Below are 12,540 nucleotides of genomic sequence, written 5' to 3'. Positions count from 1 at the left end.
GCTACCTAAGGATTATATAGGCAGCTATCGCAATTATGACAACGGCCCAACCCAATACTTCCACATACTGTCGTAACTTTGCTTCCATTGGTGCTCCGCCCCAACGCATTAATGCTGCCACTAAGAAGAACCTGGCGCCTCTGCCAATAACCGACGCTAAAATGAAAGGCAGAATTGCCATTTGTAAGACGCCGGCGCTGATAGTGAATACTTTATAGGGAATAGGGGAAAAGCCTGCCAGAAAAACAATCCATACGCCGTAAAGTTCAAACCATTCCATAACAGTAGTAAGTTTTGACTCATATCCAACTGACATTACGTAAGGCTGTATCAAAGCTTCGAAAGTAAAGAAGCCAAGAAGGTAACCGCCTATTCCACCTAACACCGAAGCGATAGTAGTCAATAATGCAAAACGCCACGCGCGAGTGGGTTGAGAAAGAGACATTGGCGCTAGCATGACGTCCGGAGGAATAGGAAAAAACATAGATTCAGCGAAACTCAGAGCCCCCAAATAACGGGTGGCATGAGGATGCTTTGACCACCGTATCGCTAAGTCATAACACGCCTGGAATATTCTCACATTAGCTCTCCTGCTATTAAAGGTACAAACCGTACTGCTTCAATTGTGTCGGTTTGAAATTCTCCGTTTATACGGTCAATACATAACAGTGATTGCTGCTCGTGCCCCACCGGAATAATCAGTCTTCCACCCTCACTTAATTGCGCGCACAGCTCTTCAGGTAGGTGACTGGCTGCCGCAGTAACAATGATCGCATCAAAAGAACCTTTGGAAGCCCAGCCTTTCCACCCATCACCATGCTTCATGGAAATGTTATGAAGATGAAGTTGGTTCATGCGCCGCTTAGCCTGGAACTGCAGCGTCTTAATACGTTCCACCGAATAAACATGGTTGAAAAGTTGTGCAAGGATTGCTGTTTGAAAACCTGAGCCCGTGCCAATTTCCAGCACCTTTTGCGGTGGGTTGGGAGACTTTAACAACAACTCGGTCATTTTCGCGACTATGTAAGGCTGCGATATTGTCTGCCCCTGACCAATAGGAAGCGCTGTATTTTGATAGGCTTTATGGCGTAAAGCATCGGGTAAAAAGATCTCACGCGGTGTTGACGCAATAGCATTCAGTACCCGCTGGTTTTTCACTCCTTCCCTGAAGAGCAGTTCAGCGAGTAATTCCCCTTTTCTCGATGGTCTCATAGCAGTGCTTGCTTTCCTGTAAGTACGAAACGTATTTTTAGTTTTGGTTCTTGGATAACCATTCTTTCATTTCATCCAGGCTTTGATAAGCCGTCATGTCTACGCTAAGTGGTGTAACGGAACAATATCCTTCGGCAATGGCGTTGAAATCAGTACCTGGGCCAGCATCCTGTTCACCGCCCGCGGGGCCGTACCAATAAATTACGCGGCCAAATGGATCGGTACTTTGTACCATGGCTTCTGCCCGATGTCTGCGGCCTTGACGAGTAATTTTTACACCGTTAAGCGAATCATAAGGAACATCAGGTACATTCACATTTAAGATTTGATTGGCTGGCAGAGGATGATGCTGCAATTTTCGAATTATATCCATTACCACCTGCGCAGCCGTCTCAAAATGCTCGCCTTGATGGCTGGTAAGGGAAACTGCAATAGCCGGTAACCCCATGTACCGGCCTTCCGTTGCCGCAGCAACAGTACCAGAATAAACCACGTCATCGCCAAGATTGGCACCGTGATTAATACCAGAAACCACCAAGTCTGGCTCTTCTTCTAAAAATCGGTTGACGCCCAAATGAACACAATCGGAAGGCGTTCCGTTGACCGAGTAGAAGCCATTTTCCATCTGCTGAATTCGTAACGGCTGGTGCAGTGAAAGGGCATTGCTGGCGCCGCTACAGTTGCGGTCAGGTGCGATCACGGTAACATCGTGTTCACTCGCCAGTGCGGCGTGAAGCGTGATAATACCTTTAGCAAACACGCCATCGTCGTTACTCAATAGTATTTTCATAAAGACTCCGGTAAATGAGTTTGCGGCGGATCCATCAGTTGCACACATTCTCGTAACACAGATGTCGCAAAACAGCCGCTTGGCAAACCAAAAGAAAGGGTCAATGTATCATCAACAAGTTGCCATTCAAGGCGCTCAGGCCAAATTTTTATGGGTCTGCGCTCCTGTTTTAGCCCTGCCTGCTCCAGATATTGTGTTACCTCAGGAAAAGCTGCAGTGATAGTGGATTCTAACGCTAAAGCCTGCGCAGTCACTGCCAATTTGCCTTGGCCCCAAAGTGGTGCTGTAGGCGCCAGATCCTGCTGTTGATATCGGGTATTCACTGTGGTGTCGGATCCGTCTTCAATAAAAAAGCTATTGGAGCCTTTGAGCATCAGGGCATCTCCGGCAAGTATGTTGTCAAAGTCACCTTGTCCAATGCGCACAGAAATACACTCATTAAACAGCCAACTGCGTAGTGCCGACAGTGCCATAGAGCGCTTGTTGCGATTGCGGATAGCTTCGCCTGCCACCATCCGTTGCGCCAGCGCCAAATTACCGCCTTCCTGACGTTTGCCGTTTTCATCTACCCGCATCACGCCGAAGCGTTGCTCACCAAAGTAGTTTGGAACGCCGTGACTGCTGATACGTTCAAGCCGCTGAATAATAGTGGCAGGCTGGGTAATATGGCGAAGCGTGATAACAAAGTCGTTGCCTTGTAATTGCCCGGTTTTCAACTTCCTGTTGTGTCGGCTGTGTTGACAAATCTTCACCCCCGGCAATGTGAAGCCAGAGAAGTCAAAATTCGGCTTTCCCGGAGCGTGAAGGCCAAACCACTGCCGGGTAAGGGCAAATTTGTCCTTACGTCCTGCGTACGTTACGTTGCGAAGTGGCAGTCCAGTAAATTTGGCAAGCTGTTCAGCGACAAACGCGGTGTTGAGGTTAACTTTTTCGATAAACAAAAACTGGTGCTCTCCTTCACCAGCAGGTTCGTAGCCCAAAGCTTCAATTACCTGAAAGTCCTCAGGTCGTGTTTTGAAGGCGCCAGTGGCTACAGGCTCGTCCCACACGTATTGCCAATGTTGAGTAGATAAATTTTTCACGCTACATGCTCAATCAGTACAACAGCGTGAGCAGCAATACCTTCTTTACGCCCAACAAAACCGAGCTTTTCCGTCGTCGTAGCTTTTACATTAATATTAGCGATAGCAGTATCACAATCTGCGGCAAGTCGTTCACGCATGGCATCAATGTGGGGCGCCATTTTAGGCGCTTGGGCTACTATGGTCATATCGGCATTGCTTAAGATGTAACCGCGGTCTTTTAGTAAACTGACCACATGACGCAGTAGCACACGGCTATCTGCATTTTTGAAGGCGCTGTCGGTGTCGGGAAAATGTTTGCCGATATCGCCCATTGCGGCCGCACCTAGTAAGGCATCACAAAGTGCGTGAATTAACACATCGCCATCAGAATGAGCAAGAAGCCCCTGTTCATAATCAATACTGACGCCACCGACGATAATGGGGCCGTCGCCGCCAAATTTGTGAACATCATAGCCGTGGCCAATTCGCATAAAATTCCTTATTGATTCTGTAGTGAAATCTGCTGCAGGTAAAAAGCAGCCAATGGCATATCTGCCGGACGAGTGATTTTAATGTTTGCAGGATTGGCGTCAATTAAAGCCACGCGGTAACCGGCAGCTTCCATAGCTGAAGCTTCATCTGTAATTGCCAGATCTTGGCTAAACCCCTCTGCCAGCGCCTGCCGTAGCTCGCCAGCGCGAAAGAGTTGTGGCGTCAGAGCATGCCACAGATTCTCACGAGACTCTGTATGCCTTACTACTGGATCTCCTCCTGACACCTGCGCCCGCTTCATGGTGTCGCGCACCGGTGTGGCAAGTATGCCGCCAGCAACTTTACTATCTTCGATAACCATAAGCAGGTTATCGATATCATGGTGGTCAAGACACGGCCTGGCCGCATCGTGCACAAGCGCCCACTCATGCTCGCATAACGTGATTACAGCAGCATGTACCGAGTCAGCACGCTCACTTCCGCCGGTAACCACGGTTAACCAGGGTGCATTTGCAACCGGAAGGCTAAAAAAGTAGGGGTCGTCGGCGCTGATAGCCACCACCACACGGGACACCGCAGGATGAGAAATCAACGCATTGAGCGTATGTTCGAGGATGGTTTTGCCATTCAGCAGTAAATATTGCTTTGGGCGGTCAGCCTGCATACGGCTTCCTACGCCTGCGGCGGGAACTACTGCGACAACAGTCTGCTGGTTCTTCATGATCAATCGTTTTCGGCTGGAAGGATCCGGTAGAAGGTTTCTCCTTCTTTAATCAAACCCAACTCGTTGCGGGCGCGTTCTTCAATGGCTTCAAGGCCTATTTTTAAATCGTTGATATCGGCTTTCAGCAACACGTTGCGCTGGTTAAGGTTGGCATTATGAAGAGACTGAGTGTGCACTTCTTTTTTTAAAGCGACATAATCAAGGATGCTGTTTTTACCCAACCACAGCCGATATTGCAGTAAACCCAGCAATATCAGCAGTACGATTGGAACCCATTTATCTCGCCACACAACGGCCACCTGTTTTTTATTCTGGATGTATTATGCCGTCTAAGTTCGTCCCTGCCTAGGGCCTGTTGACGTTTGCTGTTCAATTGTGCGCTGGCAGAAGGGTTCGTTATTTATAGCAAAATTCGGATAGCAAGTGCGAACAGGCCTTAGACTTTGCCAGCACAACGGCATGATTGGCCTGTCGCCAGCCAATCATGCCGATCATCCTAACTCTGATTAATTTTCTTTTTCAGCTTTTCCAACAGTTTTTCTTTTTGATTATTTACTACTCCGGAGAGTTGCGTTTTTAATAATTCGTCAAGTGCGGCACTATCGCTTTGGGCAAGGTTCAGTATCTTGTTTATATCTACCAATTGAGACGATGCCGCATCTTGCTGGTTAGCTACCATGGCATTGAGTTTGGTGGTTAACTCGTTCAGCTTATCTTGTTGCGATGCGCTTAGTTGCATTAATGCAGACTGCGCCAGTTTGTTGTCTAAATCTGATTTAATACGGAAACCGGGATTATTGACAGTGCCATCAAGCGTCATCGTCATCGCTAAGCTGGTTAACGACGCCAACGCGTTGGCGATGGCGGTGGTAACGTTATTTGTTCCAGTTGCCTGCATTGCCAAATCGGTAAGGTTTATTTCCCCGGTTCCTGATAGCCTATCATTCGTAACCGAAAGCGAACCCGATGTGTTAAGAAGAGCATGTTGCAATGCGGCGGAAAGCTTTTCATCTTTGGCAAAAGGAATATCGGTTAAATCTACGCCCGCTAAATTCCAGCTTTGGCTGGCATCTACACCGTTGTCGTCTATCCAGAATTGGCCGAAGGATTCAAATTGCTTTAATAACTGGCCGGCAGCAGAAATAGTGAAAGTGGTGGGCTCGCCAACTAAAGGATGCGTATTGGTAATATTTTTCCAGACACTGTTAATGCGTTCGTCCTTCCAGCTGACCGACACATTCGCCAACCTTACAAGAATAGAAGGCATTTCCCCTCCGGCCTCCTGTGGAGCGCGGTCATCGCCCTGAATCAGCGGCAGCACAATCTGAATTGCCGACATCAAATATTCGGTATACTCGGCGGCTTTCTCCCCAAAAACAAACTGAGTAACTTGTTGCAGCGCAGCCTGATCGCCAGCAACAACGCCTTTCAACAGAGCATAATCTTCTTTTGGCGCCTGCTTTAGCATGGCCACACTTTCACTAAGCGCTTGCTTAGCATCTTTGGCTTTTGCGGTGAATGTAGTAATTTTTTCCCTGTCTTGCCTCATTTCGACTTTCAGATTGTCCAGCGTCTCTTTGGCGCCGAGCAGAACCTGAGGATCTTTATAATTAATGCTCTGAAGTTGTTTAATCTGGTCTTTGTAATAGTTCAGGCGGGTTTGATCAGGCAGTGTCTGATAATCGTTCTGTAACCCTTCAGCGTAGACAGAATACACTTTCTGAGCCTGCTGGACGGCGGCTGTTGTCTGTAGCGGCGAACGCGCCAGCAGCTCGTCTACAGTGGGAATGGCTTCTTTTGCCTTATTTTTAATTTCTTCAAAAGAAAGAGCATGAGTTGGCTGACGATAAACTTCTCCTGGCGTCTGGCGAGCCTGGTCAAACTTTACATCCAGCATATCCAATTGAGTTATCACGATGCGTTCAGATAGCAGGGGCAGTAATTCAACGTCGGCTTTGGCGGTGCCTATCACGACTTGATTGCGGTCAGGCTGCGCTGCATCGGTCATACCGATATCATACAGTTGTACGCCAACAGGAAACAGACTGTGGTCAAACTCACCGATATCTACCTGTGCACCGTAAGCTTCTGAAAGTTTGGATTCAAGAATGCCTTTAATAATGGGATTGGCAAAAAGCAGGTATGCCACAATAATCAGAACGAGAAACAACAGCGCTATATAACGCTTACGAAACCCTTTACTTTTGCTCATTATTCACTCCTTGTGCAGGTGTTTGACCTAACCTCAACGCCCTAGTCTACGACACCGGGTTGTAGCGACGCAATTGTCGTAGTGCTATTGCGCCGCATTAGTGGTTTGTCGTGGTGAACGTCGGGCCAGCTTTTTTTTGTTCCGGCGTAGCGTGAGTTATTTACAGTTTAAAACGTTCGACAATTTCGTGCATAACCGTAGCGCTTTTTTCCAACGCGTCGCTCGCTGTGGCTAATTCTGCGGCAGTGGAAAGATTATCCTCAGCCGAATCAGAAAGTTCATTTACCCGCAGATTTACTTCATTAGCCGCATCAGCTTGCTGTTCGGTAGCGCGGGCTATCTGGCTGTTCATGGAAGATATATCCGCAATCAGGCTGTCCAGCGTTTGCAACGTGTTGTTGGCTTCCGTGGCATTATCAACAGTGCTGCCTGCTGCCGCCTGGCTTATTTGCACAGCATCGACGGCAGCCTGAGCACCGGATTGTAACTGTTGAATCATGGCGCGGATCTCGTCGGTGCTATGGCCGGTTCTGCAGGCCAGAGTACGAACTTCATCAGCAACAACCGCAAATCCTCTTCCTTGTTCACCCGCGCGGGCAGCTTCAATGGCGGCATTTAATGCCAGCAGGTTAGTTTGTTCGGCAATTCCGCGAATGACATCTAACACCAGCCCTATTTTTTCGCTTTGCTGGGCAAGCTGCGTTACCACGGTACTGACCGACTCAATATTGCCAGTGAGTGAGTTTATCTGCGCCACGGTTTGCTTAACGGCAGCCGTGCCCAGGCTGACATTTTGTCGAGCAGATACCGCAGCCTTATCCGCTGTCATCGCATGACTGCTTACATCGTGAATCTGCGTTGTCATTTGTTCCATCGCTGACGCCACCTGAAACGTGCTGCTGCTTTGGGATTCAGACTGTGCATTGCTTCTCTGGCTGGCGGCGGCAAGTAGCCCCGCGTTTTCTGATACTTCCTCGACAGTACCTTTTACCTCAACCAGGGAAACACGCATTTTGCTGACAAACCGGTTGAAATAACGCGAAAGACGAGCTACTTCATCCTGTCCTTCATCAGACAATGTACGAGTAAGATCGCCTTCTCCCAGGGCAATATCTTTCATGCGCTCAGTGACTTCTTACAGCGGTTGTACAACGCTGCGACCAATAAGGGAAGCCGCCACAATCACCAAACCACGCTGACAATTCCAAAGACGATGAAAATATTTCTCATGTGGGCGAAAGAGGCGTCCAGGCGACTTAAATAAATACCCGTTCCGATAGTCCAGCCCCACGGCACGAAACGTTTTACATAAGAAATCTTTGCGGTAGGGGTTTCCTCTCCGGGAAGCGGCCAGACGTAGGGCACAAAGCCGCCGCCTTCGCGGTTAACCAGGGTAGCCATTTCCTTGAAAAACAGCTTTCCATTGCCGTCTTTGAAGGCGCTCAGATCCTGGCCATTAAGTGCAGGTTTAAAAGGATGCATGATCATGGCGGGAAGATCGCTTTGAATCCAAAAGTAGTTGTCACTGTCATAGCGTAGCGCGTTAACAGCGGCTAGAGCCTGGGCCTCTTGTTCGGAAAGTAAACCTGCACGCTGCTGCTCTGCAAAAGCCCCTAACAGGGTATGAACCACTTCGACCAGATGCATGGTTTCTTCCTGGGCCTTTTCTTTCTGCGCATCATAGTGGCGGTTGAGCATTACCGACGTTAAGATCAACAAAATGACTACGACAAGAGCGACAATCATTGCTAAACGTTGCTTCAAACTAAAACGTCTTAACCACAACATTGCTAGCACCTCATTAATTATTTTTAATAAGTGTAGTCGGCAAGACGAAAAAAGTTCGGATTTCGACCAGAGCTAAGCTTCGCTGCCTGCCAGATTGCTTGCCAATATAGCGTTACAAATTCACTCTTAAAAACTTGTACATTTAAGGGATTTTAGGCGGTCAAATTTATGCTAGTATCCGCGGATTCTCACTGTTTGCATGATCTACAACTGTGTTTAGAGAGTTAAAACAGCTAACTAGCTGTTCATCTTCTTGTTAATCGGAGTTTGCATAATCATCACTCAGAAATGCAGTAGCATTTGGAATAACTGAAGATAATTGCAGTATATTTTTCGGCCAGATACATTAGATAAGGGTATTAATGCTCACTCACGACAACCTCAACACCTTGACGTCAATTCGGCAACGTATCCGCGACCATTATCGAATTAATGAGTCGCTTGCCATTGATCAAATTTTACCTGTAGCAGAAGTTAACCCCCGTGCCCGCAGTCGAGCCTGGGAGCGTGCCCGCAAGATGGTACTGCAAATTCGTCGCGAGCAGGAAGGCCACGGCGGTGTTGATGCACTGCTAAACGAATATTCGCTTTCTACTGCCGAAGGGGTAGTGCTGATGTGTTTGGCGGAGGCCCTGTTACGGGTTCCCGACCAACGCACCCAGGATGAACTCATTCGCGACAAGTTATCCCAGGGAAAGTGGACACCTCATTTAGGCAACTCTGATTCCTTGTTCGTTAATGCATCTGCCTGGGGCTTGCTGCTCACCGGCAACATGGTGAATTACGCTGACAAGCGTAAAAGCGAACAGTTCGGTTTATTGAAGAAAACGCTTGGGCGGATGGGGGAACCCGTCATACGGCGGGCGATGAATATTGCCATGCGGGTCATGGGTCGCCAGTTTGTTATGGGCGAAACGATAGAAGACGCTGTTGAGCGGGCCAAGGAAAAAGAAAAAAAAGGCTATGTTTATTCTTACGACATGCTGGGCGAAGCTGCCCGCACCATGGAAGATGCAGAAGGCTTTTATGATGCCTACGTGAGCGCCATTAAAGAAATTGGTAAAGCCGCCAATGGCCGCGGGCCAAAACGCTCTCCCGGAATCTCTGTCAAGCTTTCGGCTATTCATCCCAGATTCGAGTTTTTACATCATAAGCGCGTGATGGAAGAAATTCCGCCGCGACTTAAAGCTTTGTGTGTTATGGCTAAAGAATATGACATAGGCCTTACCATTGATGCGGAAGAAGCCGACCGGCTGGATGTTTCTTTAGATGTCATTGAAAATGTATTTCGCGATCCGGATCTGGAAGGGTGGAGCGGTTTTGGTATTGCGGTGCAGGCTTACCAGAAACGCGCTATTCATGTTATCGAATGGATCCGTAAGCTGACGCTTGAAACAGGCCGTACCATGATGGTTCGGCTGGTTAAAGGCGCTTACTGGGATACCGAGATTAAGTTAACTCAGCAAGCTGGCGTTGAAGAGTTTCCGGTATTTACCCGTAAGTCTTCTACTGACGTTTCTTATCACGCCTGCGCCAATAAGTTGCTGGATTACCGCGACACGATTTACCCGCAATTTGCCACTCACAATGCTTATACTGCCTCGGTAATTATCGAGTTGGCAGGTGATGATAAAGACGGTTTCGAGTTTCAGTGTCTGCATGGCATGGGGGATACCCTTTATGATCAGGTGGTAACCGAAGATAAAATTCAGTGCCGTGTTTACGCCCCTGTGGGTGAGCATGAAGACTTGTTGGCTTATCTTGTGCGCCGTTTATTGGAAAACGGGGCCAACTCTTCATTTGTAAATGCCATTGTCGATGACAATAAACCGGTGGAATCGCTACTTGAAGATCCGGTAGAAAAAACTCAGCGCCTTAAACACCGTTACAACGTGCAGATCAAAAAACCACGGGAACTCTACGCTCCCGAGCGACATAATTCCCGCGGGCTGGACTTAACCGACGTCAACGCCGTAAATGCCTTGTTGCACGAGCTAGTCCGTTGGAAGCAGCACTACAAAGTTGATCAAAGCCAGATACCAGAAGGCGCAACGCCGGTCGTTAGCCCTACTGATCGAAACGATTTTGTCGGCTATCACATTTACAACACTAAAGAAGACATGCTTAAAGCTCTGGACATCGCGCATGATGGATTTGGAGCCTGGTCAAAACGTTCGGTACAGGAACGGGCAGAAATTCTTGTTCGCAGCGCCGATGCTCTTGAACGGCATATGGCTGAACTTATCTCTATCTGTATTCGTGAAGCCGGTAAGGTGACGCAGGACAGTATTGATGAAGTTCGGGAAGCCGTCGATTTCCTTCGTTATTATGCTGCTCGGGCGCAAGAACTTGATGAAGATCATCGCTTGCTACCTCGGGGCGTGGTGCTATGTATTAGCCCGTGGAACTTCCCGTTAGCAATTTTTATCGGTCAACTTTCCGCAGCTCTGGTTACAGGTAACACCGTTATCGCCAAACCCGCTGAGCAAACCAGCATTATTGCGAAGCGCGCCATTGAAATTATGCATTCAGTAGGCTTGCCTGAAGAAGCGTTGCAGTTAATTATCGGCCCAGGGAAAGAGGTTGGCAGCACGTTACTTCCGGATGATCGGATTAAAGCGGTAATGTTTACCGGCTCTACACAAACCGGCACTCTGATATCTCAGACTTTGGCTGGCAGAGGCGGCGAGCAGGTACCGTTAATCGCCGAGACTGGCGGACAGAACTGTATGATTGTTGATTCTACTGCTCTGCCAGAACAGGTTGTTGATGATGTCGTACATTCCGGTTTTCAGAGCGCAGGACAGCGCTGCTCAGCTTTGCGCGTGTTGTTTGCACAGGAAGATATTGCTGACAAACTAACGCACATGTTGATTGGCGCCATGAAAGAGCTTGAAGTGGGCGATCCCGCGCACTTACACACTGATATCGGCCCGGTAATAGACGACAAAGCGCTAAAGAGCCTGACGGACCATGAGAAATTTATGGAAGGCAAAGGTAAATTGCTTTATCGCACCAAAATGCCGGAATCTACTGAAAAAGGCACTTTCTTCCCCGCCACGCTTTATGAAATTGACAGCATTGATGTGCTGGAGCGCGAAATCTTCGGGCCGGTAGTTCATATCGTGCGGTTTAAAGGAAAAGACATTGATAAGGTGGTAGAACAAATCAATAGTACCGGCTACGGTCTTACGATGGGAATTCATTCGCGTATTGAAGACAGAGCCTACGAACTGGCTGCGAAAAGTCGCGCAGGAAATGTGTATATCAATCGCAATATGATTGGCGCAATTGTTGGCGTGCAGCCGTTCGGCGGTCGCGGTTTGTCCGGCACAGGCCCTAAAGCAGGTGGGCCGAACTACCTTCGTCGCCTCATGGCAGAACGCGCCACACCTAAACCTTCGCAGGTCGAAGATATAGAGCACCTGGACAGCGCTCTTATTGGCTCTGCAAAAGAAGAAAAGGCCGCATCCCGGTTAATGTCTACCGCACTGGATGTTGAAGCAAAGTGGCGTCACACTGCGCTGAACGACAGATTATCGATGGTGCGTCAGTTACTGGCAAAAATTGCGAAAGTCGAAATTGTTGAAGAGTTAGCTGATGATTTAAACCGCACGCTGGCGACGTCACGTCAACAGTTAACCAGTATCGAACGCAAGCTGGGTAAACCTGTTCAGCTTCCAGGACCCACTGGCGAGTCAAACAAACTTTACCTCGAACCACGGGGAATTTTGGTCTGTTTTGCGGATAAAAGTGTGCAATTTGAATACTGGACGCTTTCTATTGTGACCGCACTGGCAACAGGTAACGTTGTGGTATCAGTAGTCTCAGAAGAGTTCTTCGAAGAAGCGCTGGAGTTTCAGAAGAAATTTGAATCTACTGGGGCGCCAAAAGGGGTGTTTCAGGTAGCGCGGTTGCAACACCTGGACTCGTTATTAATGGATAAAAATCTGGCGGGGGTAGTGGTGGATTCCAGCACTGAACGTACCGCGCAAATCGCTGCGATGTTGTCATCCCGTGAAGGTGGGTCTATTTTGCCGGTAATTACCGCAGAATATAATGACAACCTAATCCAACGATTAATGACCGAGAAGACCATTAGCATCGATACCACTGCATCGGGCGGAAACACATCATTAATGACGCTTGTCGAAGAAGACGAATAAGGGGTTTTGCTGCAATAAAAAAGGGCGTGATAATTACGCCCTTTTTTTATTCCTACTAATACTCTATGTTTGAACTGAGCAAAGATTACTGC

General features: G+C 48.2%; 9 protein-coding genes and 1 pseudogene. 1 reads left to right on the top strand and 9 read right to left on the bottom strand.

The window, feature by feature from the left end:
• Position 1: 1 nt before the first annotated feature.
• The 9 genes and pseudogenes from CA267_RS06295 to CA267_RS06255 all read right to left on the bottom strand — a co-directional run bounded on the left by CA267_RS06295 (position 2) and on the right by CA267_RS06255 (position 8,282).
• Positions 2 to 580 carry a YqaA family protein gene (locus CA267_RS06295; protein ID WP_075608274.1) on the bottom strand — a complete coding sequence of 193 codons (579 nt, stop codon included), beginning with the start codon at positions 578 to 580 and terminating at the stop codon, positions 2 to 4.
• The gene (locus CA267_RS06290; RefSeq protein WP_075608275.1) at positions 577 to 1,212 is read right to left on the bottom strand and encodes a protein-L-isoaspartate(D-aspartate) O-methyltransferase; all 636 of its coding nucleotides are present in this window, start codon (positions 1,210 to 1,212) and stop codon (positions 577 to 579) included. The genes CA267_RS06295 and CA267_RS06290 overlap by 4 nt, the downstream gene beginning before the upstream one ends.
• Positions 1,213 to 1,249: 37 nt before the next feature.
• Complete coding sequence (gene surE / locus CA267_RS06285) at positions 1,250 to 2,002, bottom strand: 5'/3'-nucleotidase SurE (protein ID WP_075608276.1); 753 nt, start codon at positions 2,000 to 2,002, stop codon at positions 1,250 to 1,252.
• The gene (truD, locus tag CA267_RS06280; RefSeq protein ID WP_075608277.1) at positions 1,999 to 3,084 is read right to left on the bottom strand and encodes a tRNA pseudouridine(13) synthase TruD; all 1,086 of its coding nucleotides are present in this window, start codon (positions 3,082 to 3,084) and stop codon (positions 1,999 to 2,001) included. The genes surE and truD overlap by 4 nt, the downstream gene beginning before the upstream one ends.
• Complete coding sequence (ispF, locus tag CA267_RS06275) at positions 3,081 to 3,557, bottom strand: 2-C-methyl-D-erythritol 2,4-cyclodiphosphate synthase (protein ID WP_075608278.1); 477 nt, start codon at positions 3,555 to 3,557, stop codon at positions 3,081 to 3,083. Before ispF ends, truD begins: the two co-directional genes overlap by 4 nt.
• 8 nt (positions 3,558 to 3,565) lie before the next feature.
• Positions 3,566 to 4,279: a 2-C-methyl-D-erythritol 4-phosphate cytidylyltransferase gene (gene ispD / locus CA267_RS06270; RefSeq protein ID WP_075608279.1), complete on the bottom strand. Its 714-nt coding sequence runs from the start codon at positions 4,277 to 4,279 to the stop codon at positions 3,566 to 3,568.
• Positions 4,280 to 4,281: 2 nt separating this feature from the next.
• Positions 4,282 to 4,572 (bottom strand): cell division protein FtsB, encoded by a 291-nt coding sequence (gene ftsB, locus CA267_RS06265; RefSeq protein ID WP_075608280.1) that lies wholly within the window; start codon positions 4,570 to 4,572, stop codon positions 4,282 to 4,284.
• Between the two features lie 206 nt (positions 4,573 to 4,778).
• A complete protein-coding gene (locus CA267_RS06260) occupies positions 4,779 to 6,494 on the bottom strand; it encodes a TIGR03545 family protein (protein WP_075608281.1) in 1,716 nt (571 codons plus the stop codon).
• A 160-nt stretch (positions 6,495 to 6,654) separates the two neighbouring features.
• Positions 6,655 to 8,282: pseudogene (locus CA267_RS06255) on the bottom strand (methyl-accepting chemotaxis protein).
• A 362-nt stretch (positions 8,283 to 8,644) separates the two neighbouring features.
• On the opposite strand from CA267_RS06255, the gene putA reads away from it, so the two are divergent.
• Positions 8,645 to 12,448, top strand: a complete 3,804-nt coding sequence (gene putA / locus CA267_RS06250; protein WP_075608282.1) for a bifunctional proline dehydrogenase/L-glutamate gamma-semialdehyde dehydrogenase PutA — start codon at positions 8,645 to 8,647, stop codon at positions 12,446 to 12,448.
• Positions 12,449 to 12,540 lie beyond the last annotated feature (92 nt).

Origin of the sequence: Alteromonas pelagimontana (assembly GCF_002499975.2) — a bacterium.
Classification (GTDB): domain Bacteria; phylum Pseudomonadota; class Gammaproteobacteria; order Enterobacterales; family Alteromonadaceae; genus Alteromonas; species Alteromonas pelagimontana.
Note: the sequence above shows the minus strand (reverse complement) of the source record. Positions and strands in the feature narration are given on the sequence as shown.

Coding starts and splice junctions, on each gene's coding strand:
- CA267_RS06260 (WP_075608281.1), bottom strand. CDS start 6,494: ATGAGCAAAAGTAAAGGGTTTCGTAAGCGTTATATAGCGCTGTTGTTT.
- ispD (WP_075608279.1), bottom strand. CDS start 4,279: ATGAAGAACCAGCAGACTGTTGTCGCAGTAGTTCCCGCCGCAGGCGTA.
- surE (WP_075608276.1), bottom strand. CDS start 2,002: ATGAAAATACTATTGAGTAACGACGATGGCGTGTTTGCTAAAGGTATT.
- putA (WP_075608282.1), top strand. CDS start 8,645: ATGCTCACTCACGACAACCTCAACACCTTGACGTCAATTCGGCAACGT.
- ispF (WP_075608278.1), bottom strand. CDS start 3,557: ATGCGAATTGGCCACGGCTATGATGTTCACAAATTTGGCGGCGACGGC.
- CA267_RS06290 (WP_075608275.1), bottom strand. CDS start 1,212: ATGAGACCATCGAGAAAAGGGGAATTACTCGCTGAACTGCTCTTCAGG.